The 14,969-nt window shown below is 58.4% G+C and carries 9 protein-coding genes and 4 tRNA genes; 6 read left to right on the forward strand and 7 right to left on the reverse strand.

Annotated features, from left to right (window positions below; genetic code table 11):
• Window positions 1-96 precede the first annotated feature (96 nt).
• Together DA373_RS12030 and fabA are read left to right on the forward strand one after the other, a co-directional pair.
• Window positions 97-2,052, forward strand: a complete 1,956-nt coding sequence (locus tag DA373_RS12030; protein ID WP_107852560.1) for a Lon protease family protein — start codon at window positions 97-99, stop codon at window positions 2,050-2,052.
• A gap of 93 nt (window positions 2,053-2,145) precedes the next feature.
• Window positions 2,146-2,676 (forward strand): 3-hydroxyacyl-[acyl-carrier-protein] dehydratase FabA, encoded by a 531-nt coding sequence (fabA, locus tag DA373_RS12035; protein WP_107852561.1) that lies wholly within the window; start codon window positions 2,146-2,148, stop codon window positions 2,674-2,676.
• A 70-nt stretch (window positions 2,677-2,746) separates the two neighbouring features.
• Here fabA and rmf read toward each other — a convergent pair whose 3' ends face one another.
• The 4 genes from rmf to rlmKL all read right to left on the reverse strand — a co-directional run bounded on the left by rmf (window position 2,747) and on the right by rlmKL (window position 7,417).
• A complete protein-coding gene (gene rmf / locus DA373_RS12040; RefSeq protein WP_107852562.1) occupies window positions 2,747-2,923 on the reverse strand; it encodes a ribosome modulation factor in 177 nt (58 codons plus the stop codon).
• Window positions 2,924-3,180: 257 nt separating this feature from the next.
• Entirely contained in the window at window positions 3,181-5,088 is a 1,908-nt protein-coding gene (uup, locus tag DA373_RS12045) for an ATP-binding cassette ATPase Uup (protein ID WP_107852563.1), read from the reverse strand.
• The gene (locus DA373_RS12050; RefSeq protein ID WP_107852564.1) at window positions 5,085-5,318 is read right to left on the reverse strand and encodes a glutaredoxin family protein; all 234 of its coding nucleotides are present in this window, start codon (window positions 5,316-5,318) and stop codon (window positions 5,085-5,087) included. Before DA373_RS12050 ends, uup begins: the two co-directional genes overlap by 4 nt.
• On the reverse strand, window positions 5,315-7,417 hold the full coding sequence (gene rlmKL, locus DA373_RS12055) for a bifunctional 23S rRNA (guanine(2069)-N(7))-methyltransferase RlmK/23S rRNA (guanine(2445)-N(2))-methyltransferase RlmL (RefSeq protein ID WP_107852565.1): 2,103 nt from the start codon (window positions 7,415-7,417) through the stop codon (window positions 5,315-5,317). The genes DA373_RS12050 and rlmKL overlap by 4 nt, the downstream gene beginning before the upstream one ends.
• Window positions 7,418-7,634: 217 nt before the next feature.
• On the opposite strand from rlmKL, the gene DA373_RS12060 reads away from it, so the two are divergent.
• The 4 genes from DA373_RS12060 (at window position 7,635) to DA373_RS12075 (ending at window position 8,056) form a co-directional block, all read left to right on the forward strand.
• A tRNA-Met gene (locus DA373_RS12060) sits at window positions 7,635-7,711 on the forward strand.
• Window positions 7,712-7,745: 34 nt separating this feature from the next.
• Window positions 7,746-7,822, forward strand: a tRNA-Met gene (locus DA373_RS12065).
• Window positions 7,823-7,864: 42 nt separating this feature from the next.
• Window positions 7,865-7,941: transfer RNA gene (locus tag DA373_RS12070), tRNA-Met, on the forward strand.
• Window positions 7,942-7,979: 38 nt separating this feature from the next.
• Window positions 7,980-8,056: transfer RNA gene (locus tag DA373_RS12075), tRNA-Met, on the forward strand.
• 75 nt (window positions 8,057-8,131) lie between these two features.
• Here the strand turns inward: DA373_RS12075 and DA373_RS12080 are convergent.
• The 3 genes from DA373_RS12080 to DA373_RS12090 all read right to left on the reverse strand — a co-directional run bounded on the left by DA373_RS12080 (window position 8,132) and on the right by DA373_RS12090 (window position 14,663).
• Window positions 8,132-8,668 (reverse strand): cell division protein ZapC, encoded by a 537-nt coding sequence (locus DA373_RS12080; protein WP_107852566.1) that lies wholly within the window; start codon window positions 8,666-8,668, stop codon window positions 8,132-8,134.
• 94 nt (window positions 8,669-8,762) lie between these two features.
• Window positions 8,763-9,773 carry a quinone-dependent dihydroorotate dehydrogenase gene (gene pyrD, locus DA373_RS12085; protein ID WP_107852567.1) on the reverse strand — a complete coding sequence of 337 codons (1,011 nt, stop codon included), beginning with the start codon at window positions 9,771-9,773 and terminating at the stop codon, window positions 8,763-8,765.
• 57 nt (window positions 9,774-9,830) lie between these two features.
• A complete protein-coding gene (locus DA373_RS12090; protein WP_107852568.1) occupies window positions 9,831-14,663 on the reverse strand; it encodes an NAD-glutamate dehydrogenase in 4,833 nt (1,610 codons plus the stop codon).
• Between the last annotated feature and the right edge of the window lie 306 nt (window positions 14,664-14,969).

Genomic DNA, 14,969 nt, shown 5'->3' on the forward strand with positions numbered 1-14,969 from the left:
AAATCACGGATTGGGAGCAATCTTAAAACGCACCTATCAACCTGATGGCGGGCTGCAGTATACTGGCCGCCATTAATTCCCGGAACGAGTGAACCAGTGCAACCACTGAGCCCGGCCGAGCTGGCCCCCGCATTCTCCTTACCTGACATCACCACCCTTGACGATGTGGCTCCCCTGCCCTTCAGTGCCCTGCAGCAGCGGGCCGACTCGGCCTTTGCCACGCTCTCGGGGCTGAACAGCGTCAACCCCATTCTGCTGCTGAATGGCTTTGCCGGCCTGGATGTGGAAGAGCTGGTACAGGATCTGGTGAAACGGCATGCCAATCACGCCGATCTGTTCGACCTTTGTTACGCTGAAAACCTGCATCATCCGCAAAAGCCAATCTGGCTCCGGCTCAGAGCCGGCACCGGCATTGAGTTCTGTGAGCTGGTGGGTCAGCTGCTGGAGCTCAGCTCCCGACATCTTGAAGCAGAGCACATTGTTGAGCGCATTCTTAAAAAGCAGGGCCAGGATGAAAAGGTGGCCGACTATCTGTCGGATCTGGCTCAGCATGTGGCCGCCGGCGGTGGCTTCAGCCATCCTGTGCTGATCAACCTGATGGTGCACCGTCATGACAGCACCATTCCCATTGTCCATGCCCGCCAGTTCACCCCGGAGCAGCTGTTTGGCGCCATTCACTTTCAGACCGAGCAGGGCTCGGTATTCAGCCACCATCATCTGCTGGAACCCGGGCTTATTCACCAGGCCAACGGCGGCTACCTGATCGTGCCCATCGAAGAGCTGCTGGATCAGCCCAACCTCTGGTTCCGGCTGAAAAACGCCCTGGCCACACGGCGGGTGGAGTGGAGCCGTCCCAGTGAGATGGCGGCGTTTTACTTTCAGCCCGAGCCACCGCCCTTGGATGTACATCTTATTCTGGTGGGCGACCGGCTGGCGGTGGCCGAGCTGCACATGCTGGATCGGGAGCTGGATACCCTGGCGTTTCTGCGCGCCGACATTATTCCCGAATGGGACGCCGAGCAGAACCTGACGTCCTACCTGGGCTATCTCGCTCACCTGCGCCAAAAACACGGTCTGCGCAACATGGATACCGGCGCCGTGGCCCGGTTGTGCCGCTATGGCAGCCGGATCACCGAGCACCAGCACCGGCTGTCGCTGGTGGAAGCCCAGCTGGTGGCCATGATGCAGCTGGCGGATGTGATTGCCGCCCGGGAAAACAGCACGCTGATTACCGAGCAACATCTGCGGCTGGCGCAGGAAGAGCAGGATCAGCGGCTCAACTTCCTGGTGGAGCAGTCGGATCTGGGGGTGCGCGACGGCCAGTTTCTGCTGCAGACTCAGGGCCGGGAAGTGGGTCAGATCAACGGCCTGTCGGTGATCCAGATCGCCGGCCATCCCTACGACTTTGGTGAGCCGGTGCGACTTACCGCCACCGTGCACCTGGGCGACGGTGATGTGGCCGATATCGAGCGCAAGGCGGATCTGGCCGGCCATATTCACGCCAAGGCCATGATGATTATTCACGGCTATCTGGCTAACCTGTTTGGCGCCGAGCACCCCTCGCCGCTGTCGGCCAACCTGGTGTTTGAGCAGTCCTATCATGAAATCGACGGTGACAGTGCCGCCCTGGCCGGGTTGTGCGCCCTGATGTCGGCACTGGGTCAGGAGCCCATCTACCAGCACTTTGCCATTACCGGTGCGGTGGATCAGTTCGGCAACGTGCAGCCGGTGGGCGGCGTAAATGAAAAAATTGAAGGGTTTTACCGGCTGTGCCGGCTGCAGGGGCTGACCGGTGAGCAGGGCGTGCTGATCCCCGCCAGCAACCGGCTGCAACTCAACCTTTCCGATGAAGTGAACGCAGCCGTGGCCGAGGGCCGTTTTCATATTTACCCGGTGGCCCGGGTGGAAGAGGCCATCGCCCTGCTGATGGGCTGCGAAGCGGGCAAGGTAGACGATCCCCATACCCTGTTCGGACGCATTCGTGAACGCCTGGATGATCTCAACGGTCATACCATGGAAACCGGTTTTTGGCGCCGATTGCTGCGCCGATGACAGATCGGACTTGTCGGGCGCACAGCTGTTCGCTAAAGTGACGCCAATTTTACACCCGGGCCTTTTGTGCCCGATGAAAAACGGAAGAGTGAAATGCCTTCACAAAAAGAACTGGGTAAACACAGCTTTACCAGAGAAGAACTGCTGGCCTGCAGCCAGGGCGAACTGTTTGGTCCCGGCAACAGTCAGCTTCCCGCCCCCAACATGCTGATGATGGATCGTATCCTGCACATCAGCGACGAAGGCGGCGAGCATGGCAAGGGCGAAATCCTGGCCGAGCTGGATATCACTCCCGACCTGTGGTTTTTTGACTGCCACTTTCCCGGCGACCCGGTGATGCCCGGTTGTCTGGGGCTGGATGCCATGTGGCAGCTGGTGGGTTTTTTCCTGGGCTGGAAAGGCGGCCCCGGCAAGGGCCGTGCCCTGGGTGTGGGTGAAGTGAAGTTCACCGGTCAGATCCTGCCGACCGCCAAGAAGGTCACCTACAAAATTACCCTGAAGCGGGTGATCTGGCGCAAGCTGATCATGGGCATCGCCGATGGCGTGGTGGAAGTGGATGGTCGTCCCATCTATGAAGCCAAGGATCTGAAAGTGGGTCTGTTTACCGACACCTCCACCTTCTGATTTAATCGGTGATGAATAAAACGTTAAGGCCCCGCAGTTGCGGGGCCTTTTTGTTGATGATGAATGCTTGTTACTTGATGAAGAGGCCGGAACCTTTGTCTTCCATGGCATCTCGCCAGCCGCCTAACCAATGGCCTTTGGCATCGAAATCGGTGTAGGGGCACTGCTCTTTGGAACGTCCACTGACTCCAGCTTGGTAACCGCGGGTACGCGCTCTTTCCAAACGGTCACGTTTTTGTCTCTTCATAGGTATTACCCTCGTTTAATCAACAAAAAGTGCACGGCCTATTTCGTCCTGCCGCACTTAATTGATAGATGAGTTACGCAGAGATCTCAAGGGGGAATTTTTGAGCATAGGTCAGCCTGTGTATTTAGCGACTGATATTTATGAAGTTTTGATGAAATCAGAAAGCCGTGAAGTGTGATCTTGATCACTCGACGGCTACAAAAATGCCGGCTTTCGAGGGCCGGCATGACTGAGTGGCTGTGGCAGAAAAAACAGGGTTATCCCGCGGCCAGCTCCTCCAGCTCTTCCCAGCGGGCAAAGGCCTCTTCCAGCTCGTTTTCCACCGCGGCCAGCTGCTGCAGTTTTTCCTGGGTCACGTCTTCGGCCTGAGTGAAAAAGTCCGGACCGTTGATTTCCTGCTGCAGGGCTTCAATCTGCTGCTCCAGCTGCTCAAGACGGGCCGGCAGGCCGTTCAGCTCCTGCTGCTGTTTGTAGGACAGCTTTTTGCCGGAAGCGGGCTTGGGCTTCTGGGATTTGGCCGGGGCGGCTTTTTCCGCCTTGAGCGGTGCCGGCACGGCTTCGGCCTGACGTCCGCGCTGGGCCAGCATGTCCTGGTAACCGCCCACGAATTCTTCCACCCCGCCCTTGCCGTCAAAGGTCCAGCAGTGCGTGGCGGTGTTGTCGATAAAGTCCCGGTCGTGGCTTACCAGCAGCAGGGTACCCTGATAGTCGGCCAGCAGCTCTTCCAGCAGCTCTAGGGTTTCCACGTCCAGATCGTTGGTGGGCTCGTCGAGCACCAGCAGGTTGCTGGGTTTCAGAAACAGCCGGGCCAGCAGCAGGCGGTTTTTCTCGCCGCCGGACAGCGCCTTTACCGGGGTGCGGGCGCGCTTGGGCTCAAACAGAAAATCCTGCAGGTAGCCCAGCACATGGCGGGAGCGGCCGCCCACTTCCACTTCCTGCTTGCCATCGGCCAGGTTGTCCATCACGGTGCGCTCGGGATCGAGTTGCTCCCGGTACTGATCAAAGTAGGCCACGTCCAGCTTGGTGCCGCACTTGAGTGTGCCTTGCTTGGGCTGCAGCCTGCCCAGCAGCAGTTTGATCAGGGTACTTTTGCCGCAGCCGTTGGGGCCGACCAGGGCGATTTTGTCGCCCCGCTGCACCAGGGCGGAAAAGTCACTGATAAGCTTCTTGCCTTCATAGTCAAAGCCAAGGTGTTCGGCTTCAAACACGATTTTGCCCGAGCGGCGTACGTCATCCAGGGTAACGGAGACCTTGCCCAGGCTTTCCCGGCGCTGACTGCGCTCATTGCGCAGCGCCTTCAGTGCCCTCACCCGGCCTTCGTTACGGGTGCGGCGGGCCTTGATGCCCTGGCGGATCCAGGCTTCTTCCTGGGCCAGACGCTTGTCGAACAGGGCGTTCTGCTCCGCTTCCACCCGCAGGGCTTCTTCCTTGTTGACCAGATAGTCGTCGTAGTTGCCGGGCCAGCTGGACAGTTTGCCCCGGTCGAGATCGAGAATGCGGGTGGCCATCTTGCGAATAAAGGCGCGGTCGTGGCTGATAAACACAATGGCGCCGCGAAACTCCACCAGAAAGTTTTCCAGCCAGGCGATGGCGTCGATGTCCAGGTGGTTGGTGGGCTCGTCCAGCAGCAGAATGTCGGGATCGTTGGCCAGCGCCCGGGCCAGGGCCACCTTGCGCAGCCAGCCACCGGACAAGTCCTTGAGCCGGGTGTCGCCGTTCAGGCCCAGCAGGGTCAGGCTCTGGTTGATGCGGGTATCGAACTGCCAGCCGTTGGCGTGCTCCACCTGCTCCTGCAGCCGCATCAGTTCGTTCATGGCTTTTTCCGAGCTGTCGTGGCTGACCTTTTCCAGCTGGTGATGATAGCAGGCCAGCAGCTCGCCCAGTTCGGCCAGGCCGGCGGAGACATAGTCAAATACCGTCTGATCGTCGTCCACCTGGGGCGGGTCCTGCTCCAGCCGGGCGATGACCACGTCCTGCTGTACCTGGCGGCGACCGTCGTCGAGCTGAATGTCGCCGGCAATCACCTTCATCAAGGTGGATTTGCCGGCACCGTTGCGGCCGACGATACACAGCCGCTCGCCGGCCTGAATGTTAAGCTCCACCCCGTCCAGCAGCGGCGCGTCACCGTAGGCCAGCAGGGCGTTTTGCAGGGTAAGCAGACTCATGATTGTTCCTGATTAAATGCAATAAGGTCATCGGCGGTAAAGGGCCAGTCCAGCTCGGCGCCGTCGGCCCGGCGGACCACCGGAATGCGAATGCGGTAGGCGTCCAGCCACTGGTCGTTGTCGATGATGTCTTTTATCTCGGTGCCGGCGGCCAGCCCGGTCTGCTCAAGCAGGCTCCAGGCCTGCTCGCACAAATGGCAGCCGTCGGTGGAAAACAGCGTCAGGCTCATTGCTCACTCCAGCGAATTTCCCAGCAGTTGTGAATATGCGGGTTGCGGGCAAAGTCCTTGGGCAGGCTGGAGCGGGTGATGTCTTTGGCTTCCAGCCCCAGGGCCGCCAGGCCGTCCTGATCCATTTTAAAGTTGCGCTTGTTGTTGGAGAAAATCAGCAGGCCGCCCTTGCGCAGGTGCTTGCTCAGCAGCTGCAGCAACTCCAGGTGATCCCGCTGTACGTCAAAACTGTCTTCCATGCGTTTGGAGTTGGAGAAGGTCGGCGGATCGGCGAAGATCAGATCATAATCGCCGCCGGTATTTGCCAGCCAGCTCAGGCAGTCGGCCTGTACATACTGATGCCGGCGGTCGTTCATGCCGTTCAGCTGCATATTGCGTTCGGCCCAGCCGAGGTAGGTTCTGGACATGTCCACCGTGGTGGTGGAGCGGGCACCGCCCAAGGCCGCATGCACGGTGGCGGTGCCGGTGTAGGCGAACACGTTGAGCACGTCCTTGCCCCTGGCAAGCTCGCCCAGACGTTTGCGAATGGGTCTGTGATCCAGAAACAGGCCGGTGTCCAGATAATCGTGCAGGTTCACCAGCAGCCGGGCATTGTGCTCCTGCACTTCCATCCACTGCTCGCGCTTGTCGAGCTTTTCATATTGCTCATTGCCCTTCTGGCGGGCGCGCACCTTGAGCACCACCTTGCTGCCGGGCACGCCGGTCACCGTCATGGTGGCCTGCACCAGATCAAAGAAGCGGGCCCGGGCCTTGTGCTCGGGCACGCTCTTGGGCGCGGCGTATTCCTGAATCACCAGGTGATCCTGATAACGGTCGATGGCGGCGTTGTATTCCGGCAGATCGGCATCGTAGAGGCGATAGCAGTCAATGCCCTCGCCCCTTGCCCACTTGTCCAGGGCCTTGATGTTCTTGGTCAGCCGGTTGGCAAAGTCTTCCGCCAGCGGCCGTGCCGGCCGGGCGTCTTCGGCAATCAGGTAGTTACGCAGCTCACAGGCCAGGGCGCCGTTAAACAGCTTGTAGGTTTTTTCCGGGCGCAGGCGCAGGCAGCTGAGCAGCTCGGGGGAGCTGGAAATCAGGCTCACGTGCCAGCCCTTGAACTGCTCCCTCAGGGTGTCGCCCAGGCCCTGGTGCAGGCCCAGCAGCGACGGAAATTCGCTCAAGCGCTCACCATAGGGCGGGTTGGAAATCAGCCAGCCCGGTAGCTCGCTCGGGTTTTGCAGCTCACCCACGGCCCCTTGAGTAAAGTGGATCAACCGCTCCACCCCGGCCGCCTCGGCGTTTTCCCGGGCAAAGCCCAGCACCCGCTTGTCCTGATCAAAGCCATGGATCACCGCCTCGGCCTTGTTCAGGCCGCGGCTGGCGCGCACCGTGGCCTCGGCATGCAGACTTTGCCACAGCTCGCGATCGTGGCCGGACCAGGCCATAAAGCCAAAACGCGGGCGCAGCAGGCCCGGTGCCTGATCGGCCGCCATCAAGGCTGCTTCTATAAGAAGGGTGCCGGAACCACACATGGGATCCACCAGCGGGCGGGTTTTGTCCCAGCCACTGCGCAGCAGAATGGCGGCGGCCAGGTTTTCCTTGAGCGGCGCTTCCCCCGCCTGCTGACGATAGCCACGCTGGTGCAGCGCCGGGCCGGACAGGTCAAGGGTAATGCTCAGGCGTTCCCGCTTCAGGTGAGCCAGAATGCGAATATCGGGAAAGCGCTTGTCCACGTTGGGGCGCTCGCCCCGGCGCTTGCTCAGGCGATCCACGATGGCGTCCTTTATCTTGAGGGCACCATATTGAGTGTTGGTAATGGCCCGGTTGCTGCCGGAAAAGTCCACCGCAAAGGTCTGCCCCTCCTGAATGTGCTTTTCCCACTCCACGTTGCTGGCGCCGAGATAGAGATCCATGTCGTCGCGCATGGGGAAGTCGGCCAGCTGCAGCATAATGCGCGAGGCCAGGCGCGACCACAGGCAGGCCCGGTAGGCCACCTCCAGTTCACCCTGAAAGGCAACACCGGCCACGGTTTCCTGCAGCTGGCTGGCGCCAAAGGCTTGCAGTTCGTCGGAGAGTAAGGATTCCAGGCCCTTCGGGCAGGTAGCAAAAAACGGCAGCATAATCACGCATGGTCAGACAAAAGAGAGGGCACATTATACATGAGTGCAGACGTGATTTCTGCGGATTAATGGGAGCCAGAAAGGCCATAAGCGGACAAAATAAACGCAATGTGCGCAACAGACAAACATACCGCTGGTTTAACGAGCAAACAAAATAAAGTTTCAAACAAGGGCTTGCCTTTGGTGAGCCGGATCACTAATATGCACCACCTGAGGACGCGGGATGGAGCAGCCTGGTAGCTCGTCGGGCTCATAACCCGAAGGTCGTCGGTTCAAATCCGGCTCCCGCAACCAGTTCTCAGACAGTGTACGTTGAAGTGTTACCGGCCGCGGGATGGAGCAGCCTGGTAGCTCGTCGGGCTCATAACCCGAAGGTCGTCGGTTCAAATCCGGCTCCCGCAACCAATTGGTTAACACCAACGACACAACAGCATGTTCAGTTACTGGCGCGGGATGGAGCAGCCTGGTAGCTCGTCGGGCTCATAACCCGAAGGTCGTCGGTTCAAATCCGGCTCCCGCAACCAACTGATATGCGCAATGAAGTTTTAAGTATTACACCGGCCGCGGGATGGAGCAGCCTGGTAGCTCGTCGGGCTCATAACCCGAAGGTCGTCGGTTCAAATCCGGCTCCCGCAACCAATCCGGTGATACTTTTATTCCCCTGCCCTTGCGGCAAGACGCTTTACCTTCCTTATACAGCAATACCGGCCGGCCTCAGCCGACCCGACGTATATCCTGAATTCCTTCATTCGTTTCCAGACTGAACAACCTGTCGTTCATCACCTTGATGGCACCAAATACCGGCAATTTCTTTGCGCCGTTCAGTACCACATCGGCCGACAGGGAAATGCACAGGGACGCCGATGGCGACGTTTCCACCACCATCATGGTCAGCTGGCGCTCACCGCAGTCCAGACCGATCAGTTCGCCCAGCTGTGGCCGGTGATAATCGGCCTGCGGCTCAAAAAACCAGCTCTGGGGCATCAGCGGCTTGTAGAAGCGGGCCACGGCCACTGCATTCAGCGCGGCCTGTATCCGCCGCGACTCTGTTGCCACACAGCTGAGTTTGTCGAGAAAGGTGTAATAAAGACCGGTGTCTTCCACCGAGAAATTCTGGCGTAACTGGTCGGCACAGATCAGTTTTTTTTGCGGGTAGGGAGTGGCGAACAAGATGTCCTCTCCCAGGTCCAGCATCAGGTGGCGATCTTCTCCGATAAACCAGCACCAGTGATCATTTGGTTGTAATAACATTCACTCACCTTGTGAAAGCAGAAAATTTACCCCCGATACTTCACTATATATTGAATTTTTGCACCGAGGGCAAATGTTGCTTCTGTTTTACGGATTACAAATGACGGGCCAGGTTCTGAACCAGGGAGGGGCCGTGATAAATAAAGCCGGAATACACCTGCACCAGGCTGGCGCCGGCGGCCATTTTTTCCCGGGCGGCGGTGAGTGAATCAATGCCCCCTACCCCGATAATGGGCAGCTTGCCATCGAGCCGGCGCGACAGCTCGGCGATCACCTGAGTGCTTTTGTTCTGCACCGGCCGGCCGCTGAGTCCGCCGGCTTCCCCGGCGTGGGGCAGCTCAAACACCAGCTCCCGATCCAGGGTGGTATTGGTGGCGATAACACCGTCGATATTAAAACGCACCAGACTGTCGGCGATCTGCTCGATTTCCTCTTCATTCAGATCCGGAGCAATTTTCACCACCAGCGGCACCTGCTTGTGATGTTTTTCGGCCAGTTGCGCCTGCTTTTCCTTTAATGAGCCCAGCAGATCATCCAGGGCATCGCCATATTGCAGTGAGCGCAGATCCGGCGTATTGGGCGAAGAAATGTTCACGGTAATGTAGCTGGCATGCTCATAGGACTTTTCCATGCAGATCAGGTAATCGTCCTTGCCATGCTCAATGGGGGTGTCCTTGTTCTTGCCGATATTAATGCCGAGAATGCCGTTATAGCGGGACTGTTTAACGTTTTCGATCAGGTAATCAATGCCCCGGTTGTTAAAGCCCATGCGGTTGATAATGCCTTCGGCGGGCTTCACCCGAAACAGCCGGGGTTTGGGGTTGCCGTCCTGGGGCCGGGGCGTCACCGTGCCTACTTCCACAAAGCCAAAGCCCATGGCGGCAAAGGCGTCGATACATTCACCGTTCTTGTCGAGGCCGGCGGCCAGGCCGACCGGATTGCTGAAGGTCAGCCCCATCAGCTCAACCGGGTTGTTGACCGGCCGGCGGCGGTACAGGGCTTCCAGCGGGGTGCGCTGGGTTTTCGCCAGTGCCTTGATGGTCAGTTCGTGGGCGTGTTCGGGATCACACTGAAACAGCAGAGGTTTTACCAGGGAGTACACGATTTGTTTCCTTATAAAAAAGCCCCGGTCATGGCCGGGGCTTTTGTTGTGGCCGCCTGATCAGACGGCGTTCACACAATTGAGATGCAGCAGGTTCAGTTCGCGCAGGGCGACGGAGAACTGAGCAAATTCATGGCTGCCGGAGGTTTTAAAGTCTGCCAACAGGTGTCGCCAGCGGTTGAGCAGCTGCGCATGCTCATCAAGCCACTGGGTCAGCATGATATCGCATGCTCCTTTTTCTTTACAGTTTTTCAGCACCACGGAAGTCAGGCTGCGCTGCTGGAAGTCCAGATCTTCCCGGAACGACGCCCGGGCCAGCGCCTGCCAGTGGTTGCCCACCGCCTGCTGGTTGATCTGCTCCAGGAACCAGTGCAGCTCGAGTTCGGCTCCCAGGTGGAAATACACCCGAGCGGCTCCCTGAATGCCCTGCTGATGCTCATGGCTGATCTGGGCGAGATCCAGTGCCGAAAACAGGGTGCTCATGTGCATGACCCGGGCGGCGAGAGACTCGGGAACCCCCTGCTCTACCAGCCTGGCCACGTCATTTTTATGCTCGGTTACTTCTCTCTCCACCATGACGTCATACAAATGGTTGGCAAGGGTGTCGTAAGCAGGCTTGAACTGGGCAATGGTTTCTTCCAGCCCCTGGTTGCGATTACGGTTACGCAGGAACCAGCGGGTGGCGCGGCGCACCATGCGGCGGCACTGGTAAAACATCTGCAACTGCAGCTTGGCCGGCACCTTGTTGTCCAGGGCCTCGATATCGCGCAGCAGCCGGTCCAGGCCGAACACTTCCCGGGCAATCATAAAGCTGACGGCAATGTCGCCGATGCTGGCACCGGTCTCGTCGAGCATGCGGTTGGCGAAGTTGCAGCCCATGTCGTTAACCATGATATTGGCCAGACGGGTGGCAATGATCTCGCTGCGCAGGGGATGCTCCATCAGCGCATCACCAAACTTGGCCACCAGTTTCTCCGGCATGCTGTCCGGCAGCAGGCGGGCGATATAGTCGTTACTGGTGATCTCGGGAATATTGAGCATGTCCTTCAGCACCATCTTGCCGTAGGCCACCAGAATGGCCAGCTCGGGCCGGGTAAGACCCCGGTTTGCCGCCATGCGCTCGGCCAGCTCTTCTTCATTGGGCAGGTATTCCAGCCCCCGATCCAGGCTACCTTCCCGCTCCAGCCAGTGCATAAAGCGCTGGTGCTCCTTCAGCGCCTGAGCGCCCCTGTGCTGGGTAATGGAAATGGTCTGGGACTGACGATAGGCATTGGTCAGTACGATATCCGCCACCGTGTCGGTCATATCAAACAGCAGCTGATCCCGGTGTTTTTTGGTCAGCTCACCCTCGGCCACCAGTTTGTTGAGCAGGATCTTGATATTGACTTCGTTGTCGGAGCAGTCCACACCGCCCACGTTGTCGGTAAAGTCGGTGTTGATGCGGCCGCCCTTGCTGGCGTATTCGATACGACCCAGCTGGGTACAACCCAGGTTACCGCCCTCGCCCACAATCCGGGCGCGCAGCTCTTCACCGTTTATCCGTACCGCATCGTTGGCCCGATCACCCACATCGGCGTCGGTTTCCCGGCGGGATTTCACATAGGTGCCGATGCCACCGTTCCACAGCAGATCCACCTGGGCCATCAGCAGGTGCCGAACGACCTCATTGGGGGTCAGTGCGGCCTTCTGGGTACCCAGCAGTTTTTTCATCTGGGGTGACAGCTTGATGGACTTGGCCGAGCGGGCAAACACACCGCCGCCCTCGGAAATCAGCTCCCGGTTATAGTCATCCCAGGTGGTGCCCGGCGTGGTGAACAGACGCTGACGCTCTTCATAACTGCTGGCGGCGTCCGGCTCCGGATCGATAAAGATATGCAGGTGGTTAAAGGCGCCGACCAGCCGAATGTGTTTCGACAGCAACATGCCGTTACCGAACACGTCACCGGCCATGTCACCGATGCCCACACAGGTAAAGTCGGTGGTCTGACAGTCGATGTCCAGCTCACGGAAGTGACGCTTGACCGACTCCCAGGCGCCCCGGGCGGTAATGCCCATTTTCTTGTGGTCATAGCCCACGGAGCCGCCGGAGGCAAAGGCGTCGCCCAGCCAGTGACCATATTCGGCGCTGATGCCGTTGGCAATGTCGGAAAAGGTCGCGGTGCCCTTGTCGGCGGCCACCACCAGGTAGTAATCGTCCTCGTCGTGACGCACCACGTTGTTCGGCGGGATCACTTCACCATTGATGATGTTGTCGGTTACGTCGAGCAGAGCGCGAATAAACAGACGGTAGCAGTCCTGGCCTTCCTTCAGGAAAGCGGCCCGGTCGCCTTCCGGCAGTTGTTTACATACAAAACCGCCCTTGGCGCCCACCGGCACGATCACGGTGTTTTTCACCTGCTGCGCTTTCACCAGGCCCAGCACTTCGGTGCGGAAGTCCTCGCGCCGGTCTGACCAGCGCAGGCCACCCCGGGCTACCTTGCCCCAGCGCAGATGCACCCCTTCCACCCGCGGTGAATATACGAAAATCTCGTATTTTGGCAGCGGCAGCGGCATCTCGCTGATGGACTCGGGGGCCATTTTGAAGGAAATGTAGGACTTGTCGGCACCGTCGGCCGCCGGCTGATAGAAGTTGGTGCGCAGGGTGGCTTCAATCATTTCCATGTAACGACGGATGATGCGGTCGTCGTCCAGGTTGGCCACCTTGTCCAGCTCCTCCAGCAGTTCTCCGTGCAGCGCCTGCAGTTTTTTGTCGCTTTGCTTATGGGACGGGCAAAGCCGCTGTTCAAACAGCGTAAACAGCAGGCAGGCCAGGTGCGGATAGCGCGACAGGGTTTCCTCGATATAGGCCTGGCTGAAGCTGACGCCGGTCTGACGCATATAGCGGGCATAGGCACGCAGCACGCTCACTTCCCGGCCGGTCAGGCGGGTGGCCAGCACCAGACGGTTAAAGCCGTCATTTTCAAGTTCGTTGCGCCAGATCTGGGCAAAGGCCTGCTGAAAGCGTTGCTGGCTGACATCCAGATCGAGCGGACCGCGCGGATACAGCATGGAGAAGTCGAGGATCCAGAAGGTTTCCTCGCCGCAGTCAATTTCATAGGGGGTTTCACCAATAACACGCAGCCCCAGGTTTTCCAGCATGGGCAGCACATCGGACAGGTGAATGGGCTCGGCCCTGTGGTAGAGCTTGAGCCGCACCCGGTTTGAGTCCTTGCCCTGCTCCTGGGCCCGGTAAAACAGCATGCCCAGACGATTATCATCGCTCAGCGCTTCCAGCTGCTGAATATCGGCCACTGCCGAACCCGGGATCACATCTTCGGTGTAGGCCCGGGGAAAGGCCTGGTGATACTTGGTTTTCAGCCGGTTGCCTTCAGCCTCGCCAAAGCTGGCCGACAGTGCCTGCTCCAGCTTGTCGTCCCAGCTGCGGGCGGCTTCGATCAGGTTTGACTGGATCTCGTTCACATTGATGTCCATGGTGTTGTTCTGCACGCGGATCAGGTAGTGAGTGCGGGCCAGCACCCCTTCCGAGAAATAAGTGGTGAATTCCACTTCTTCGTCCGAGCCGAAATAGCGCTGAAAAATACGCTGGGTCTTTTCCCGCAGGGCGGTGTTGTACCTGTCTTTGGTGACATAGACCATGCAGGAAAAGAAGCGGCCAAACAGATCCCGGCGCACAAACAGCCGGGTCATGTCCCGCTCCTGCATGCCCAGCACGCCCATGCCGATCTCCAGCAGCTCGTCTTCCCGGGCCTGGATCAGCTCATCGCGGGGGTAGGTTTCCAGAATATTGAGCAGCGCCTTGTAGGCATGAGAGCCGGCTTCCAGCCCGGAGGCATTAATGATGCGCGTCAGTTTTTCGCCGATAAGCGGGATCTGCATGGCGCTGGTGTTATAGATGCTGGAAGCATACAGACCGATAAAGCGGTCTTCGCCAATCACATTGCCTTTTTTGTCAAAGCGCTTGATGCCGATATAGTCGATATAGGCGGGCCTGTGCACCCGGGACTTGTGGTTGGTCTTGGTCAGCACCAGAATATTCTGACTGAGTGCTTCCTTTTGTGCAGTCGGCGTCAGTGTGCTTAAACGCAGACCGTCGCTGTGCTGAATATTGCGCATCAGCCCCAGACTGGTGTCGTGATCCGGCACCAGCTCGTAATCCCCTTCAATCGCAGATATGTGATAACGGCGGTAGCCCATCAGGGTGAAGTTGTGATCCGCCACCCAGTGCAGGAATGACAGATTTTCTTTCACATCCTGCTTGTCGTGTTTGCCCAGCTGGGCCGGCAGCGTCTCAATCACCTCGTTGAGAGTTTTCACCATCGGCTGCCAGTCATCTACCACCAGGGCCACTTCTTCCACTACCGACAGCAACTCGTCGCGCAATTGCTCGCGCCGCTTTGCTTCGGGCTGGCGATCAATTTCAATCAGAAAGGCGGTTTCCACCCGGTTTTGCCGGGCCTTGTCCTTGCTGGAAAGAATGCGTTCCAGCCGTCCCTGCTGGTCACGCACCAGATGCATGGGCTGATGCAGCATCAGGTGGGCGGTAATGCCCATGCGGCTCAGGGCCATACGAATGGAGTCCACCTGGAAAGGGGCATCGCGCAGCACCAGCTCGACAATGGTATGAGGCGACTGCCAGCCATGGCGGGACAGCTCCGGGTTGTAAACCTGAACATGAGGGCTGTTATCGGGCCGGGTTTCAAAGGCATTCCACAAGGTGATGGCGGCACCGTAAAGATCGCTGTCGTTACGGTGATGCAGATCATCGTGGGTCATGCCGCTGTACAGTTTACCGACAAAGGCCTGCACCAGGGGCGCGGTTTGTTCGGAAAATTTTTCGCTGACCAGTTGTTCGACGTTTTCCAGCAGAATGGAAGTAGTGGCATTAAGAGTCATGGTATCGGATTCCTCGAGCGCGGGCGTTGACCATGGAGAAAAGAGTAGCCAATGGAGCAGTCATTTGGCCCCTTGGAATGGCCTCAGTGTATGCCTGGCACTCGGGGAAAGCGAGTAAAGGAAAGAGAAAGAATGTGAAAGTATCGACCAGATCACTGCTGGGCGGAATATATACAATGCGCAATCAGGTATAAATGAATTTATATTCTGAAAGATGGCATATTTGCTTACCAAATATGTTAATGCTTACAAAAAGTAAAAAGGCAGAGTATCCCTCTGCCTTTTTCATTTAATGACGTGGCTGCT

It is taken from the genome of Oceanimonas marisflavi, assembly GCF_003049725.1.
In the GTDB taxonomy this organism is placed as follows: domain Bacteria; phylum Pseudomonadota; class Gammaproteobacteria; order Enterobacterales; family Aeromonadaceae; genus Oceanimonas; species Oceanimonas marisflavi.

What these genes read in the sequence shown, in the direction of transcription:
- rlmKL (WP_107852565.1), bottom strand. Translation starts at nt 7,417, where the DNA reads ATGCTGCCGTTTTTTGCTACCTGCCCGAAGGGCCTGGAATCCTTACTC.
- DA373_RS12090 (WP_107852568.1), bottom strand. Translation starts at nt 14,663, where the DNA reads ATGACTCTTAATGCCACTACTTCCATTCTGCTGGAAAACGTCGAACAA.
- DA373_RS12050 (WP_107852564.1), bottom strand. Translation starts at nt 5,318, where the DNA reads ATGAGCCTGACGCTGTTTTCCACCGACGGCTGCCATTTGTGCGAGCAG.
- rmf (WP_107852562.1), bottom strand. Translation starts at nt 2,923, where the DNA reads ATGAAGAGACAAAAACGTGACCGTTTGGAAAGAGCGCGTACCCGCGGT.
- fabA (WP_107852561.1), top strand. Translation starts at nt 2,146, where the DNA reads ATGCCTTCACAAAAAGAACTGGGTAAACACAGCTTTACCAGAGAAGAA.
- uup (WP_107852563.1), bottom strand. Translation starts at nt 5,088, where the DNA reads ATGAGTCTGCTTACCCTGCAAAACGCCCTGCTGGCCTACGGTGACGCG.
- DA373_RS12080 (WP_107852566.1), bottom strand. Translation starts at nt 8,668, where the DNA reads ATGTTATTACAACCAAATGATCACTGGTGCTGGTTTATCGGAGAAGAT.